Consider the following 15,463-nt stretch of genomic DNA (forward strand, 5'->3'; position numbering starts at 1 on the left):
GGATACCATGAACATTTACACCGACCTCGAAACCAGAGTGAAGAACGTCCTTGAAGCCGTTGATGCGGTGAAGGAAAAGCGCTCAGAGGTCGATTTCCAGCGTGTTGCTGTCGAGACTCCGCGCGACCCGAGCCATGGTGACGTCGCGACCAATGCCGCCATGGTGCTGGCAAAGCCGCTGGGTACCAATCCGCGCGCGCTTGCCGAAACCATTGCCGCAGCGCTCCGGGAAGATGCCGATATCGCCGAGGTCTCCGTCGCTGGCCCGGGCTTCATCAACATCCGCTTGTCGGTCGGCTACTGGCAGAAGCTTCTGGCGGCGATCGTCACCGCCGGCGACACCTATGGCCGGAGCCAGGTCGGCGCCGGACGCAGGATCAATGTCGAGTACGTCTCGGCCAATCCGACCGGTCCCATGCATGTCGGCCACTGCCGGGGCGCCGTGGTGGGCGACACGCTGGCCAACCTGCTCGGCTTTGCCGGCTGGGACGTAACCAAGGAATATTACATCAACGACGCGGGTTCGCAGATCGACGTCCTCGCCAAGTCCGCCATGCTGCGGTATCGCGAATCGCTGGGCGAAACGATCGGGGAGATCCCGGCAGGTCTCTATCCCGGCGATTATCTCGTGCCGGTCGGGCAGGCGCTCGCGGACGAGTTCGGTTCGAGCCTGCTCGGCATGCCCGAAGACGCCTGGATGCCGCTCGTCAAGGAGCGCACCATCGCGGCGATGATGGCGATGATCCGTGAGGATCTGGCCGCACTCAACGTCCATCACGACGTCTTCTTCTCGGAGCGTACGCTGCATGCCGACGGCGCCCAGCGCATCCGCTCCGCCATCAACGATCTGACGTTCAAGGGTCACGTCTACAAAGGAAGCCTGCCGCCGCCGAAGGGGCAGGTGCCGGAAGACTGGGAGGATCGCGAGCAGACCCTCTTCCGCTCGACGGATGTCGGCGACGATATCGATCGCCCGCTCATCAAGTCCGACGGCTCCTACACCTACTTTGCAGCCGACGTCGCCTACTTCAAGGACAAGTTCGACCGCTCTTTCGACGAGATGATCTACGTGCTGGGCGCGGACCACGGCGGCTACGTCAAGCGGCTGGAAGCGCTGGCGCGTGCGGTCTCCGGCGGCTCGGTCAAACTCACCGTGCTCCTCTGCCAGCTCGTCAAGCTGTACCGTAACGGCGAGCCGGTGAAGATGTCGAAGCGATCCGGCGATTTCGTCACGCTGCGCGATGTCGTGGACGAGGTCGGCCGGGATTCTGTGCGCTTCATGATGATCTACCGGAAAAATTCCGAGCCGCTCGATTTCGATTTCGCCAAGGTCACCGAACAGTCGAAGGACAACCCGGTCTTCTACGTTCAATATGCCCACGCGCGCTGCCGCTCGATCTTCCGGCAGGCTGCGGAAGCGTTTCCGGATCTCGATCTCGATGCCATCGACTACACACATGCTTTGGGAACGCATATCGCGGATCCCAACGAGTTGCAGCTGGTCGCGAAGCTGGCAGAATACCCTAGGGTAATCGAGTCGGCAGCGCTGGCTCAAGAGCCGCATCGCATCGCATTTTACCTCTATGATCTGGCCAGCGCGTTCCACGGGCATTGGAACAAGGGCAAAGATTTTCCGGGCTTACGCTTTATTAACGATAAAAGTAGAGAATTGAGCCTTGCCAGACTAGGACTGGTGCATGCGGTTGCCTCCGTTTTGAGGTCCGGCCTTGGTATTACAGGGACGGACGCCCCGAACGAGATGCGGTAGCATGTCACCATTTCCCCATATTGGACTGGCACGACCGGCCCAGTATATGTGAGTGGAGCGAATGGCAGACAAACAGTTGGCACGAAGCACGGATGTGGACCCGAACGTGTTCCCGGATGAAGATCCGTTGAGCGAGCTGGCCCGCATCGTCGGCTACGACAATCGTCCCGCCCTGCAACAGCTCCAGGAGCTGGAGCGCCATCGGGAAGCGGTTCGCTACGACCCGATCGTTGATCTGGAAGAAGAGCTGATGCGGGAGTTCGAGGCGTTCGATACGCCAGCGGCCCCTGAACCTGTCTCGCAGTCTCAGTCCTTTGTCGAGCCCGTCGTCGCTGCTCCCCCGGTACAACAGCACCATCAGCCGGTTCAGGTGCAGCCACCCGTTCAGCAGGCGCCGCGCCCGGTCGAGCCGACCTTCGATCCGCGTCCGGAGCCCGTTTTCCACGCACAGCCCGACCGGTCGCTGGACCTCGGTCATGAACTGGAAATGTCGCTCGGCTCCGCGCCGGAGCCGGTCCACGTGCAGCAGATGCCGGTCGAGCCCGTTCGCCCCGCGCCGGTTGCAGCCGTTGCGCCCGTTCAGCAGCCTGTGCGTCCTCGGGTCGATCCATTGCTGGATACGGTCGAGCATTTCGCCGTGCCGAGCACGCCGGTTCGCCCCGCCGTTTCCGCGGAAGCCGCGCGGAAAAACAATTTTCCGTTCACGCCGAATTTCAGCCGCGCGACGCCCGTCGCATTGAACGGCGGTGCGCCGCGCACATTCGCAACGCCGCTGGCGCCTGTTGTCCCGGTTGTGCCAGCGCCCGTTGCAGAAGCGCCCGTCGCCGCTGCGCCCGTGATGCAGGCTCCCGCTCCCGAGGCATTCGTCGCCCCGGTACCGGTCGCCCCACCTGTGCCGCAGCCGGCTCCGGTTGCAGCCGCGGAAGCCGAGCCGGACTTCGACCTCGACGATTTCGAGATCGACCTCTCCGACATCGAGCTTGAGCTGGATATGGCGACGGAAGAGGTTGCCGCGATCGAAGAGCCGGTCGAGCCCTTCGTGGAAACGGAACTTCCCTTCGATCCCTCGATGATTGCCGAAGCCGATTACGGCGTCGTGGCGACCGGCGAGATTGATGTGCCGCAGCTACCCGTCATCGAGGAGCAGAACCATCCGCTCGATCCCGGCGACTACGATCTCGATATCGATGCCGAAATGGCACAGATCTTCAGTGCCGGTCGTCAGGCGTCTGAGCGTGACAATGGTGGCATGCAGGCCGCAACGGCTGCCGGCATTGCTGGTGCTGCAGCCCCGGCCCGTGCGTCGCACGAAGAGTTCGCCGATTTCGAGCGGGCGATGGAAGAAGACTTCCGCCGTTCGATCAGCCAGCGCCAGGAAGTCATCGGGCAGGGCGACCGCTATGCCGAGCCCACCTATGGCAATGACAACGAAGCCCGCCCGCGCGGCAAGCTGCTCCTTCTCGCCAGTGCGGCCGCCATCGTGCTGATCGCCGGCGGCGTAGGTGCCTACACGCTGATGGGCAACGTCGGGTCGTCCTTTACCAGCGGCGAGCCGCAGATCATTCTTGCCGACAAGACGCCGACCAAGATGGTGCCTGTTGAGAAGGGCGGCAAAACCGTGCCGAACCAGGATAAGGCCGTCTACGACCGTGTTGCCGGCGCGCAGGAAGATGCGCCGCAGCAGGGCACGCTGGTTTCCTCCACCGAGGAGCCGATCGACGTCGTCCAGCGCACGCTGACGCCGGAAAGCCTGCCGCTCGAAGGGATGAACGGACTCGACGGCATGTCGCCGGCCGATGACGAGGGCGCAGACCGCCTGATGCCGGATGATGGCGATACGCAGGCAAGTGCCGCGAACGAGGATGCAGCACCCGCCGTCGCGCCGCGCAAGGTCCGTACCATGATCGTCAGGCCGGACGGAACGCTCGTTGCCCGTGAAGATCTCGACCCGGAAGAGGCTGCGGTCGTTGCCGCAGCGGAGCCTGTGACCAAGCCGGTCAAGACCACCGCGCTGAAGCCGAAAACACCGGCGCTCGCCACGGCTGCACAGGACGATGTCGGTGCGTTGGCGGCCGCTGCCAATGCAGCCGTGCCGTCTGCCGAAGTCGCCAAGACCCAACCGCTTCCGGAAGCAAAGCCGGCCGAGACGGCGAGGGCGACACGCAAACCGGTCGATACCTTCGCGACGCCTGCTGTAGCGACAACCGCCGTGCCGACGGACGCTTCGCCCGTCCAGACGGCATCGATAGCCCCCGGCAGCTATGTCGTGCAGGTCGCATCCCTGCCGTCCGAGGCCGAGGCGCAGAAGTCCTACAAAAACCTCTCCGGCAAATATGGCAGCGTCATCGCCGGCCGCGGCGTCGATATCAAGAAAGCCGACATCGCCGGCAAGGGCACCTACTACCGCGTCCGCATCCCGGCCGGCAGCCGCGATGAAGCGAACGCTCTCTGCTCGCGCCTGAAAAGTGCCGGCGGCAGCTGCCTGGTCACCCGTTAAGGGTTACACCACGCTTTGAGAAAAGGGCGCGGCTTCGGCTGCGCCCTTGCGCGTTTGGGGGCGGCGACGAGCAAGGCCGAATCGCAAGCCTCTTGCTCTCCAGCGCGATCCGTCTTTAAACCGAACGCGACGAACGAAAACAAAAGGCATGAGGGTGACGCCATGAGCGGATCGAAAGCATTCATCTCCGGCTGCAAGGGCCTCTCGCTAACCGCCGACGAGAAGGCCTTCTTCGCCGACGAGCGCCCCTGGGGCTTCATCCTGTTCGCCCGCAACATCGGGGAAGCGGCACAGATCTCGGATCTCGTCGCCAGCCTTCGCGACAGCATCGGCAATAGCCAAGCACCCGTGCTGATCGATCAGGAGGGCGGCCGCGTGCAGCGTATTCGCCCACCGCTTGCCGGCGCCTATCCGAATGCGGCCACCATCGGCGCCCTGTTCCACGCCGACCCCGAAAAGGGGTTGCGGACGGCATGGCTCATGTCGCGTCTCCATGCCTTCGACCTGATGCGCTACGGTATCAACGTCGATTGCCTGCCGGTGCTCGATGTGGCGGCTGACGGAATGAGCGAGGCGATCGGCAACAGGGCCTATTCCTCCGATCCCCAGGCGGTCGCAGCCCTCGGCGCCGCGGCGGCGGAGGGCCTGAAATCCGGCGGCATGCTACCCATCATGAAGCACATGCCGGGCCATGGCCGGGCGCTCGTCGATTCGCATCACAAGCTGCCGGTTGTTGACCGCACCTTCGCGGAACTTGCCGTCAGCGACTTTGTGCCCTTCGTCGCCCTTAAATCCGAAGTCATGGCCATGTCCGCCCATATCGTCTTCACGGCGATCGATCCCGATCGCCCTGCGACGACGTCGCGGAAGGTCGTGGACGAGGTCATCCGAGGGCATATCGGTTTCGACGGACTGCTGATGTCCGACGATGTGTCGATGAACGCGCTTGCCGGCGACATGGAAACGCGGGCGAGGAGCATCGTCGAGGCCGGGCTGGATCTCGTCCTCCACTGCCACGGGATCAGGGAGGAGATGCAGGCCGTATCGCGTGTCGTGCCGATCCTCTCGGGCGATTCCCTCCGCCGCGCGGAAGCGGCCATGGCGAGCTTCCGGAAGCCGGATGATGCCGACGAGGCGACGTTGCGTGCCGAATTCCTGGAGATGATCCCGAATGTCTGACGCGTCCCTGTCAGCAGCAACCATTTTGGACGTCGCCGGATGAGCCCGGCCGATGGTCGCGAGCGCGTGCGCGGCGACGTGCCGATGGATGCACACTGGCAGGCGGACGAGCGGGCGCTGCATGAGGCGGAACTGGTGGTGGATATCGCCGGCTTCGAAGGTCCGCTCGATCTCTTGCTGCACCTCGCACGAAACCAGAAGGTCGATCTATCCCGCATTTCGGTGCTGGCGCTCGCCGAGCAGTACATCGCCTTCATCGAGAGCGCCCGCTCGATTCGGCTGGAACTGGCAGCCGACTATCTCGTCATGGCGGCCTGGCTCGCCTTTCTGAAGTCCCGCCTTCTCATTCCGCAGCCGCACAAGGACGATGGGCCGTCGGGTGAGGAAATGGCCTCGGCACTGGCCTTCCGGCTCAAACGGCTGGAAGCCATGCGGGACGCCGCAACCCGGCTTGTCAACCGCAGTCGGCTGGGTCGCGATGTCTTTGCGCGCGGCGCACCGGAGCACATCCCGGTCGAGCGAACCTCTGCTTTCGAGGCGTCGCTCTACGATCTCCTGCAGGCCTATGCGAGCCTGCGCCAGCGTGAAGCGGTGATGCAGGTGACGATCGAGCGCCGGCAGGTCTGGTCGCTGGCAGATGCGCGCCTCATTCTCGCGCGGCTGATGGGTGGCCTGTCGGACTGGACTGCGCTCGACGATTACCTTCTGCGTTATGTCGGCGATCCCCGCCAGCGCGTCAGTGCCATCGCCAGCGCCTTTGCCGCGTCGCTGGAGATGGTCCGCGAAGGGCGGCTGGAGATCCGGCAGGACGAAGCCTTCGCGCCCATCTACGTCCGGCTCGGCGACAACCCGATGACCGAGGACGAGATCGCAGAACTGGAAGCGCGCAGTGGTTGAGGTGTACGGTGACGACGCCTTTGTTCGCGAGAGAGACGACGCGCATCGGGCCGACGAACTGGAGCGAATCGCCGAGGCTCTGGTTTTCGCCGCAACTCAGCCCGTGTCGGAGGCCTATCTCGCCCAGCGCTTGCCGAGCGGCACGGATGTTCGCAGCATCATGCTTCGCTTGAGGGCCTCCTACGCGACGCGTGGTGTCAACCTCGTGCAGGTCGAGGATCACTGGGCGTTCCGCACCGCGGCCGATCTCTCCTTCGCCCTGTCGTCGGATGCGCAGGAGGTGCGCAAACTCTCGCGCGCCGCGCTCGAAATTCTCTCGGTCATCGCCTACCATCAACCCGTTACGCGTGCCGAAATCGAGGACATCCGCGGCGTGCAGACCTCCAAGGGTACGCTCGACGTGTTGATGGAAGCCGGATGGGTGCGATTTCGTGGACGTCGCCGGACGCCCGGCCGACCGGTAACCTTTGCGACGACACGCGATTTTCTCGACCATTTCGGCTTGGAAGAACTGCGCGATCTACCCGGACTGGAGGAGCTGAAAGGTGCGGGCCTGCTAGCGGGCCGCATTCCGCCCAACTTCCATGTCCCCTTGCCATCAGGCGGCGACGACCTGTCGGATGACGAAGATCCGATCACTCCCCTCGATCTGGAGGAGTTGGGCCTTCTGCCGCCGAGCGGCGACGAGCCTGCCTGATATTCACCATGATCGGCAGTGTGATGCTCTCGCGGGATTGAACAGCGTGAGCATTGCGTGACAACACCGTTTCCTTTAGATCTTTGCCCGAAAAGCAGGATTGCGTTTCCTTAACGAGAATCGCATCCGCCGACAAAGACGAGGGCTGAGGGCAGGGCGGTGACGCTGGCTTGAAAGCGCAGTAAAGTGGAACAGGGCAGGCAGGCCATCCCGGATGAGTTTGTCGGATTTGCAGGGAGTTTTAAGAGAATGGGTTCATTCAGCATCTGGCACTGGCTCATCGTGCTCGTCGTCGTCCTGCTGCTCTTCGGTCGCGGCAAGATTCCGGAATTGATGGGCGATGTCGCCAAAGGCATCAAGAGCTTCAAGAAGGGCATGACCGACGACGAGACGGATGCCGCCGACAAGCCGGGTTACGACAAGCCCGGCTATGACAAGCCCCCTTATGATAAGGGCGCCCCCATCGACCCGCGGACCGTCGAACATAAATCCGACGAAGTCCGCTGATCAGCCAGTCCGGGCGCGCAGCACATGCCGCGCGTCCCATCATGATGTGCGGAGTTCCTGAGTATGCTTGACGTCGGCTGGACCGAGCTTGTTGTCATTGCCATCGTCCTGATCATCGTCGTTGGCCCGAAGGACCTACCGCCGATGCTCCGGACCTTCGGCAGGATGATGTCGAAGATGCGTGGCATGGCCACCGATTTCCGCCATCAGTTCGACGAGGCCCTGCGCGAGGCGGATCTCGACGATGTGCGCAAGACGCTGAGCGACGCGCAGAAACTCAACCCGGCAAACAGCCTGCGCGAGGCGATGAACCCGCTTCGCCAGATGGGCAACGACATCAAGGCCGACCTGCAGAAGGCGACCCGCCCGGATGAAAAACCGGCCGCCGCCGCTTCGGACATTCCGCCGACGCCGGAGATGGCTGCCTCGGTTGCGATGCCGGCCTCGGTTGCGATGCCGGCCGAACAGCCCGCAGTCGCCGCAAATGGCGTCGCTGCAGCCGCAGCTGCCACGGATACCATGGCCTCCGCTCCCGTTACGCCCGTAACGTCAGCACCCCTTGTCGCCGACACGCTCGTGGGCTCCAAGCCCCGCAAGCGCTCCGCAAAGGCAGAGGCTGACGAAGCGGAGGCCGGTGCGGTCAATGGCCTCGCAGTTGCATTGCCGCGGAAGAAGGCGGCAAAGGTCACGGGTGAGACCACGACGGCCAAGCCTCGCAAGCGCGCCTCTGCGCCGATCGGCGATGCCGATGTTGCGGAGATCGGCGCGAAGTTAGCCAAGCGGAAAAAGCCGGTAAAAGCCGATGTACCGCTTGATACACCGATGACGCCGAAGAGCGGAGACGACGCATGAGCGCCGATATCGAAGATAAGCCCCAGCCGCTTCTCGATCATCTCATCGAGCTTCGCACCCGGCTGATCTGGGCCGTTGGCGCGTTCTTCGTTGCCTTCCTGGTCTGCTTCTTCTTCGCCAAACAGATCTTCAACGTTCTCGTGCAACCCTACAAATGGGCCGTGTCCTGGGCAGGGCTGGATCACCGCGCTGCGGGCCTGATCTATACGGCACCGCAGGAGTTTTTCTTCACGCAGATCAAGGTGGCGATGTTCGGCGCTCTGGTCATCGCCTTCCCGATGATCGCGACGCAACTCTACAAGTTCGTCGCGCCCGGCCTCTACAAGAACGAGCGCGCCGCGTTCCTGCCGTTCCTGATCGCCTCACCGCTTCTGTTCCTGCTCGGTGCGGCGCTCGTCTACTTTTTCTTCACGCCGATGGTGATGTGGTTCTTCCTGAACATGCAACAGGAGGGCGGGCAGGGTGAGGTGTCGATTCAGCTCCTGCCGAAGGTCTCGGAATATCTGAGCCTGATCATGTCTCTGATCTTCGCCTTCGGCCTCGTCTTTCAGCTACCGGTCATCACCACGCTTCTGGCGCGTGTGGGATTCGTCACGGCCGATACGCTGGCGGCGAAGCGCAAATATGCGATCGTGATTTCGTTCATCGCCGCAGCCATCCTGACCCCGCCGGATCCCGTCTCCCAGATCGGCCTTGCGATCCCTGCGATCCTTCTCTACGAGATTTCCATCTATACGGCCCGACTCATCGAGCGCCAGCGCGCCAAAGATGCTGCGTCGCGGGAGCTTGCGGAAGCCGACGAGAAGACGGATTGATCCTCCATAAGGGGATGCTGTGGTCTTCACGTGGCTCGGAAGGTCCTCGGCGTCTTCGTCCGCGTCCTTTGCGGAATGTCGGGTCTCTCACGTCCGGAGACTTATCGATGCTCGATATCAAATGGGTGCGGGATAATCCCGAAGCGCTCGACGCGGCACTGGCGAAACGCTGCGCCCCGGCTCAGGCGGCAAGCCTGATTGCGCTGGATGAAAAGCGGCGCGGCCTCGTGCAGGCGCTGCAGGACATGCAGTCCCGTCGCAATTCCGCATCGAAGGAAATCGGCGCGGCGATGGCGCGGAAGAACGCCGAGCTTGCCGATCGCCTGAAGGCCGAGGTCGCCGAGCTCAAGACCGCGATGCCGGCGCTCGAGGACCAGACGCGCACGGTCGATGCGGAACTTCTCGACGTCCTCTCCCGCCTCCCCAATATCCCTCTGGACGATGTCCCCGTCGGCGCCGACGAACACGCGAACATCGTGACCCGCGCGATCGGTGCGCGTCCTGGTTGGAACCACAAAGCGCTGGAGCATTTCGAAATCGGCGAAGCGCTTGGTTACATGGATTTCGAACGTGCGGCCAAGCTGTCCGGTTCCCGCTTCACGGTGCTGACCGGCCCGCTGGCCCGCATGGAGCGGGCGCTCGGCCAGTTCATGATCGATCTCCACACCGGCGATCATGGCTACACCGAGGTTTCCTCGCCGCTGATGGTGCGTGACGATGCCATGTTCGGCACCGGCCAGCTTCCAAAATTTGCCGAGGATCTGTTTCGCACGACGGACGGCCGCTGGCTGATCCCGACGGCCGAGGTGACGCTGACCAACCTCGTGCGCGAGGAGATCGTCGACGCCGAAAAACTGCCGCTGCGCTATACGGCGCTGACGCCGTCCTTCCGTTCGGAAGCCGGTTCTGCCGGTCGGGATACCCGCGGTATGCTGCGCCAGCACCAGTTCTGGAAATGTGAGCTTGTGTCGATCACAGACGCCGAGACGTCGATCGAAGAGCACGAACGGATGACGGCTTGCGCGGAAGAGGTGCTGAAGCGTCTCGGCCTGCATTACCGCGTCCTCACGCTCTGCACCGGCGACATGGGCTTCGGCGCCCGCAAGACCTACGATCTCGAAGTCTGGCTGCCGGGTCAAAACACCTTCCGCGAGGTCTCTTCCTGCTCCGTCTGCGGCGATTTCCAGGGTCGGCGCATGAATGCGCGTTACCGCTCGAAGGACGAGAAGGCGCTGAAGTTCGTCCACACGCTGAACGGTTCGGGTACAGCCGTCGGCCGCGCGCTGATCGCCGTTATGGAAAACTACCTGAACGAGGATGGTTCGGTCACCGTGCCCGACGTTCTCCAGCCCTATATGGGTGGGCTGACGCGGATCGAAGCGGCGCGTTGATGCGTGGTAACGCGGCCCCGCCCCGGCGCCGCGTTGCCGATGAAGGGGGAGGATGGGCGCATGGCGACACGATTGCTGGAGCAGGAGGGATTTGCCGCGCTGGTGCTGCGTCTGCGTGCCGAAGGTATAACCAACAAGGGCCTGCTGAACGCCGTCGAGGAAACGCCACGCACCCTGTTTGCGCCTGCTCCCTACCAGAAAGAGGCACTTTCCTCCCGCATCGTCCCGCTCGACTGCGGATCCTTCATGGAAGGCTTCGACTTTGCGGTGCGCACCTTGCATGCTCTCGGTGTAAAGCCCGGGCAGCGCATTCTCGAGATCGGCACCGGCAGCGGCTTCACGGCGGCCGTCATGGGTCGGATCGCCGAGCGCGTCTTGAGCTACGAGCGCTACAAGACGCTGGTGACCAATGCCCAGGCGAGCCTCGACAAGGCCGGCATCCGCAACGTCGTCGTGCGGCAGGCCGATGGCAGTGCCGGCTTGGTGGGAGAGGGGACCTTCGACCGTATTCTTGTGACCACGGCTTTCGACAGCCTGCCCCGCGTGTTCTCCGACCATCTCGTATCCGGCGGCATCCTGCTCGTGCCCATCATGGTCAGCGAAACCGAATGCCGCATGGTGCGCCTCACCCGGACGGGAAGCCGCTTCGATCGCGAGGATCTGTTCGAGGCGCCATACCTCCCGATCGTCCCCAAAATGGCGGCATTCCTCTAGAATCACGCAGTCTTCTCGTTGCATGACGAGCGGGGCCATCCGTATTCATTCGCAATGTCTGCAACAGTCTTCTGGCAATTCAACGGGTTAACGCAGCGTTAACGTGATCCAGTCTCGCGCAAGCCTTGGGATCTACCCCAGAGGCAGACCTCACAGAGCTTTGCAGAGGTGCAGGCTCCGGAGGCGTTGAGGCGCAAGGAGCGTATCCATGCAGATTGCAGACAAGACGATCACCGCGACCAATGATACCGGCCAGCGCAATGTGCGTCCGCAGGTCCTAGTTCGGCCGGATGCGGGCAGCCGTGAAGCCTCGGTCCCCCCGGTCGTCATCGGCGGCAATTACGATCCGTCCTCGCGCGTCTCCCTTTCTGCTGAAACCTTGCTCTTCCTCTCTCGAACGCGGCGTGCCCAGGAAAAATACCCGCCGCTGACGCGCGACGAATGGAATAACAAGCTTTCGCCGCAACTGGCCGCCCGCGAATACCAGGCCTTCGGAAAGTACGGGGAAACCGGCGACTACAAGGCCTATTACCGCGGCTTCATCGACTATTACGACAACCTGCGTCCGGACGATCAGCACAGCCTTCGCTATTTCGGCACCCGCGACGCCGCTGTCGCCGGGCTGCGCTCCACGGAATACGAGGATGAGTCCGGACTCGACGCGGCAGGTGGTTTCCAGACGCTGGTCGACGTGCTTTTGGACGGTGAGAAGCCCACGGCGTCGGATCAAGCCGGCGATGCGCCGGGCGTGATGATCACGGGCGACATGTTCGGTTGGGACAGTGGCTCTGTCTCCTACGAGGACGTCACCGAAAGCCGCGCCGAACATTCCGAGATCGAGCGCTTCTACCGAGAAAGCTTTTGATCCTTCTGTGGATTCCGACGATCGTGATGGGCACGCACACGGTGAAAACCACAAAGTATGACCGGGTCTTAACCCGCCGGTAACTCTAATACGCTTTAATAAACCTACATCGGGGCTATGTTCCAAGTAGGTAAGCGTCATGCGTTTGAGTGTATCGTCATCTGTTCATAAATCGGTCATCCGTCTGGGAGTGGCCGTTCTCCTGGCGAGCGCGGCGAGTGGCTGCAGTTCGGACTCGTCCCGGTTCGGAGGGCTGTTTTCCCGCTCATCCGACCTGACGACAAATTCCATTCCGAGCGCTTCCGTGCCGGTTCCGCGTGGAGATATCGACGGAAGCGGCAACATGCCGCCGATGTCGAACACACGCCAGGCGGCGGTCAGTCAGTCTTTCCCGGATCCGGTCAACGCGACGCCGGTTTCCCGCACACGCGTCGTCTCGACGCCGATGAACGTTCAGCGAACGACCCTTGCTGAACCAACCCCCGAGCCGACCCGTCGTCCGAGCGCTCAGCCCTTCCCGTCTGAAACGTCGTCCGCACAGCGCGGCGCGCCGGCATTGGCGACGCCCGATCCAGTGAATACCGCGACCGTTCGCTCCTCCAGCGGCTGGTCTACCGTCAACGCTCCGGCTGTGCTGATGCGTCAGGGCGATACGACGGCATCGCTGGCAACCCGTTTCGGCGTGCCGGAAAAGGAGATCCTGAAGGCCAACGGCCTGAAGCGCGGCTCCGACGCTGAGCCGGGTCAGCGCATTCTGATCCCCACCTACGGTGCGGCCGGTAGCGCTGCCAAGGCGTCGGCGTCACAGGCTGCGACGGCCCTCGATGTCGATAAGCAGAAGAACAAGCCGGTCCTGCCGGAAAACCGCGACGTCGCCATCTTGCCGACCCAGACGCAGAGCCGTGAAAAAGGCTCGACGGCGAACGGCACCACGGCCGGTAAGCAGCCGGTGGCCGGCGAAGGCGACAAGGCCGGAACGTACACGGTGAAGGCTGGCGATTCGCTGAACCGGATCGCAAAGGCCAATGGTGTCTCCGTCGATCAGCTGCGTGCTGAGAACGGCCTGACGAATGGCGCTATCCGTGTCGGCCAGGCTCTGAAGCTGCCGAAGACGACCTCGGTTGCCCGCAATACGGCTCAGCCCGGTACCGACGATGTCACCACGGCATCGGTCGCCCCGAAGGTTACAGCCCCGAAGATCGAGCCGAAGACGGCAAAGGTCGAGCAGGCCAAGGCAGATGCTTCCAAGCCGACGGAGTACACCCCGGCCGTTGCCAAGCAGTCGGTCAATGAAGTCGCCGCCAAGGACGATGGTTCCGATGCGCCGAAGGCAACGGGCATCAGCAAGTATCGCTGGCCGGTGCGCGGTGCGGTCGTGGCCGGCTACGGCGCCAATGTCGAGGGCAACCGCAATGACGGCATCAACATTTCGGTGCCCGAGGGAACCCCGATCAAGGCAGCCGAAAACGGCGTGGTCATCTACTCCGGCAGCAGCCTGAAAGAGCTCGGGAACGCGGTTCTCGTGCGCCACGACGACGGCACGGTCACCGTCTATGGTAATGCTTCCGAACTGAAAGTGCAGCGCGGCCAGAAAATCCAGCGCGGCCAGACACTCGCTGCGTCGGGCATGAGCGGCACCGCGACCCAGCCGCAGGTGCACTTCGAAGTCCGCAAGAACGCAACAGCGGTCAACCCGGCGACCTATCTCGAATAGGCTCCGCCGTTCCACGGACTGAAAACAAAGAAATCCCCGGCTTGCCGGGGATTTTGCATATCAGGACTTGTGTCGCTTACTGCGCTGATGAGCCAATGTCGGTATCCGTAATCCGCGTGCGCGTGCTGCCCGCGAGATCCTGAATGAACTGCCAGGCCACACGACCGGACCGGCCGCCGCGCGTCGTACTCCATTCGAGCGCCTGCGCATGCAACTCTTCCCTGGAGATTGCGATGGCGAAATGCCGGGCGTAGGCGTCGATCATGGCGAGATAGTCCTCCTGGCTACATTTGTAGAAGCCGAGCCAAAGGCCGAATCGATCCGACAAGGAGACTTTTTCCTCCACCGCTTCCGAAGGATTGATCGCGGTCGAGCGCTCGTTCTCCATCATATCGCGGGGCAGCAGGTGGCGGCGGTTCGAAGTTGCGTAGAGAAGCACATTGCCCGGACGCCCTTCGATGCCGCCGTCCAGCACGGCTTTCAGCGATTTGTATGAGGTGTCGTCATGATCGAACGACAGGTCATCGCAAAAGACGATGAAGGGAATGGATGCCGCCTTCAGGATTTCCATAAGCTGCGGCAGGGTGGCGATATCCTCGCGATGCACCTCGACCAGCTTGAGCGGAACGCCCGTCCGAAGTATGACGGCGGCGTGCACGGACTTCACAAGCGATGACTTGCCCATGCCCCGAGCGCCCCAGAGAAGCACGTTGTTCGCTGGAAAACCTTCTGCAAAGCGCAGTGTGTTGTCGAGAAGGATATCGCGCACATGATCGACGCTCTGGATGAGGGAGAGATCGATCCGGTTCGGCCGCGCGACCGGCTGCAGATAAGCCCGCGCAGGCGCCCAGACGAAACATTCCGCCGCGTCGAGATCGTTCACCGCAGGTGCGGGGCCGGCAATGCGCTCCACTGCCGCAGACAGTCGGCGAACCTCGTCCATCAGCCGTTCGAGTGTCGCTTCGCTCATGTCGGTCTCCTCCGGTCCGCTGTGCCCCGAGGTGCGACTGCACCTCATCCGGCTGCGCTAACACGCGTCTTGATCTGGGGAAAGGTCACTTGCCGGCCGAAAAGTCCTTCTGCGCCGGGATAAACTATGCGAGAGGCAGGGTTCGGCGCGTTGCAATCGCAGCGGCCATTCTTATAGTGCGGCCATTCCGCGAAAGGGCGTTCCGCCCATCCGGCCGCAATTGTTGTTATTTGAGGAGTGATCGATGTTCGTTACGGAAGCTTTCGCGCAGACGCCAGGTGCAACCGGCGCCGGCAGCGCGGACATTCTCATGTCCATCCTGCCGTTCCTGCTGATCTTCGTCGTGATGTACTTTTTGATCATCCGTCCGCAGCGCACGGCGCTGAAGCGTCGTGAGGAACTGCTGAAGAACATCCGCCGTGGCGATCAGGTCGTCACCGGCGGCGGCATCGTCGGCAAGGTCACGAAGGTCATCGACGACGGTGAACTCGAAGTGGAAATTGCTGACGGCATCAAGATTCGTGTGGTACGCAGTGGTGTGACCGAAGTCCGCGTCAAGGGCGAACCCGTCAAGGAATAACGGGCCGCTGCGGCGAA

Annotated in this window: 14 protein-coding genes; 13 read left to right on the plus strand and 1 reads right to left on the minus strand. The window is 62.8% G+C overall.

Annotated features, from left to right (window positions below; translation table 11 throughout):
* Positions 1 to 7: 7 nt before the first annotated feature.
* The 12 genes from argS (at position 8) to GA0004734_RS10865 (ending at position 13,896) form a co-directional block, all read left to right on the plus strand.
* On the plus strand, positions 8 to 1,768 hold the full coding sequence (gene argS / locus GA0004734_RS10810) for an arginine--tRNA ligase (protein WP_092936187.1): 1,761 nt from the start codon (positions 8 to 10) through the stop codon (positions 1,766 to 1,768).
* Between the two features lie 61 nt (positions 1,769 to 1,829).
* Complete coding sequence (locus GA0004734_RS10815; protein ID WP_092933608.1) at positions 1,830 to 4,265, plus strand: SPOR domain-containing protein; 2,436 nt, start codon at positions 1,830 to 1,832, stop codon at positions 4,263 to 4,265.
* 162 nt (positions 4,266 to 4,427) lie between these two features.
* The gene (gene nagZ / locus GA0004734_RS10820) at positions 4,428 to 5,444 is read left to right on the plus strand and encodes a beta-N-acetylhexosaminidase (RefSeq protein ID WP_092933610.1); all 1,017 of its coding nucleotides are present in this window, start codon (positions 4,428 to 4,430) and stop codon (positions 5,442 to 5,444) included.
* Positions 5,445 to 5,483: 39 nt separating this feature from the next.
* Positions 5,484 to 6,341: a segregation and condensation protein A gene (locus GA0004734_RS10825; protein WP_175386312.1), complete on the plus strand. Its 858-nt coding sequence runs from the start codon at positions 5,484 to 5,486 to the stop codon at positions 6,339 to 6,341.
* Between the two features lies 1 nt (position 6,342).
* Positions 6,343 to 7,038 carry an SMC-Scp complex subunit ScpB gene (scpB, locus tag GA0004734_RS10830; protein ID WP_245292506.1) on the plus strand — a complete coding sequence of 232 codons (696 nt, stop codon included), beginning with the start codon at positions 6,343 to 6,345 and terminating at the stop codon, positions 7,036 to 7,038.
* A 249-nt stretch (positions 7,039 to 7,287) separates the two neighbouring features.
* A complete protein-coding gene (locus tag GA0004734_RS10835; RefSeq protein ID WP_092933615.1) occupies positions 7,288 to 7,545 on the plus strand; it encodes a twin-arginine translocase TatA/TatE family subunit in 258 nt (85 codons plus the stop codon).
* Between the two features lie 63 nt (positions 7,546 to 7,608).
* Positions 7,609 to 8,397 (plus strand): Sec-independent protein translocase protein TatB, encoded by a 789-nt coding sequence (gene tatB / locus GA0004734_RS10840; protein WP_092933617.1) that lies wholly within the window; start codon positions 7,609 to 7,611, stop codon positions 8,395 to 8,397.
* The gene (gene tatC, locus GA0004734_RS10845; RefSeq protein ID WP_092933619.1) at positions 8,394 to 9,212 is read left to right on the plus strand and encodes a twin-arginine translocase subunit TatC; all 819 of its coding nucleotides are present in this window, start codon (positions 8,394 to 8,396) and stop codon (positions 9,210 to 9,212) included. Before tatB ends, tatC begins: the two co-directional genes overlap by 4 nt.
* Before the next feature lie 107 nt (positions 9,213 to 9,319).
* Entirely contained in the window at positions 9,320 to 10,603 is a 1,284-nt protein-coding gene (serS, locus tag GA0004734_RS10850; protein WP_092933621.1) for a serine--tRNA ligase, read from the plus strand.
* Between the two features lie 60 nt (positions 10,604 to 10,663).
* Entirely contained in the window at positions 10,664 to 11,317 is a 654-nt protein-coding gene (locus tag GA0004734_RS10855) for a protein-L-isoaspartate(D-aspartate) O-methyltransferase (RefSeq protein ID WP_092933623.1), read from the plus strand.
* A 208-nt stretch (positions 11,318 to 11,525) separates the two neighbouring features.
* Positions 11,526 to 12,182, plus strand: coding sequence for a biotin biosynthesis protein BioC (locus GA0004734_RS10860; protein WP_245292393.1), 657 nt, complete (start codon positions 11,526 to 11,528; stop codon positions 12,180 to 12,182).
* Positions 12,183 to 12,321: 139 nt separating this feature from the next.
* On the plus strand, positions 12,322 to 13,896 hold the full coding sequence (locus tag GA0004734_RS10865; protein WP_092933625.1) for a peptidoglycan DD-metalloendopeptidase family protein: 1,575 nt from the start codon (positions 12,322 to 12,324) through the stop codon (positions 13,894 to 13,896).
* A gap of 76 nt (positions 13,897 to 13,972) precedes the next feature.
* On the opposite strand, the gene GA0004734_RS10870 is transcribed toward GA0004734_RS10865, so the two are convergent.
* Positions 13,973 to 14,866: an ATP-binding protein gene (locus tag GA0004734_RS10870; RefSeq protein ID WP_092933627.1), complete on the minus strand. Its 894-nt coding sequence runs from the start codon at positions 14,864 to 14,866 to the stop codon at positions 13,973 to 13,975.
* 244 nt (positions 14,867 to 15,110) lie between these two features.
* On the opposite strand from GA0004734_RS10870, the gene yajC reads away from it, so the two are divergent.
* The gene (gene yajC, locus GA0004734_RS10875; RefSeq protein ID WP_092933629.1) at positions 15,111 to 15,446 is read left to right on the plus strand and encodes a preprotein translocase subunit YajC; all 336 of its coding nucleotides are present in this window, start codon (positions 15,111 to 15,113) and stop codon (positions 15,444 to 15,446) included.
* Positions 15,447 to 15,463 lie beyond the last annotated feature (17 nt).

The sequence above is a fragment of the Rhizobium sp. 9140 genome (assembly GCF_900067135.1).
In the GTDB taxonomy this organism is placed as follows: Bacteria; Pseudomonadota; Alphaproteobacteria; order Rhizobiales; family Rhizobiaceae; genus Ferranicluibacter.

What these genes read in the sequence shown, in the direction of transcription:
- argS (WP_092936187.1), top strand. Translation starts at nt 8, where the DNA reads ATGAACATTTACACCGACCTCGAAACCAGAGTGAAGAACGTCCTTGAA.
- GA0004734_RS10815 (WP_092933608.1), top strand. Translation starts at nt 1,830, where the DNA reads ATGGCAGACAAACAGTTGGCACGAAGCACGGATGTGGACCCGAACGTG.
- nagZ (WP_092933610.1), top strand. Translation starts at nt 4,428, where the DNA reads ATGAGCGGATCGAAAGCATTCATCTCCGGCTGCAAGGGCCTCTCGCTA.
- GA0004734_RS10825 (WP_175386312.1), top strand. Translation starts at nt 5,484, where the DNA reads ATGAGCCCGGCCGATGGTCGCGAGCGCGTGCGCGGCGACGTGCCGATG.
- GA0004734_RS10835 (WP_092933615.1), top strand. Translation starts at nt 7,288, where the DNA reads ATGGGTTCATTCAGCATCTGGCACTGGCTCATCGTGCTCGTCGTCGTC.
- tatB (WP_092933617.1), top strand. Translation starts at nt 7,609, where the DNA reads ATGCTTGACGTCGGCTGGACCGAGCTTGTTGTCATTGCCATCGTCCTG.
- tatC (WP_092933619.1), top strand. Translation starts at nt 8,394, where the DNA reads ATGAGCGCCGATATCGAAGATAAGCCCCAGCCGCTTCTCGATCATCTC.
- serS (WP_092933621.1), top strand. Translation starts at nt 9,320, where the DNA reads ATGCTCGATATCAAATGGGTGCGGGATAATCCCGAAGCGCTCGACGCG.
- GA0004734_RS10855 (WP_092933623.1), top strand. Translation starts at nt 10,664, where the DNA reads ATGGCGACACGATTGCTGGAGCAGGAGGGATTTGCCGCGCTGGTGCTG.
- GA0004734_RS10860 (WP_245292393.1), top strand. Translation starts at nt 11,526, where the DNA reads ATGCAGATTGCAGACAAGACGATCACCGCGACCAATGATACCGGCCAG.
- GA0004734_RS10865 (WP_092933625.1), top strand. Translation starts at nt 12,322, where the DNA reads ATGCGTTTGAGTGTATCGTCATCTGTTCATAAATCGGTCATCCGTCTG.
- GA0004734_RS10870 (WP_092933627.1), bottom strand. Translation starts at nt 14,866, where the DNA reads ATGAGCGAAGCGACACTCGAACGGCTGATGGACGAGGTTCGCCGACTG.
- yajC (WP_092933629.1), top strand. Translation starts at nt 15,111, where the DNA reads ATGTTCGTTACGGAAGCTTTCGCGCAGACGCCAGGTGCAACCGGCGCC.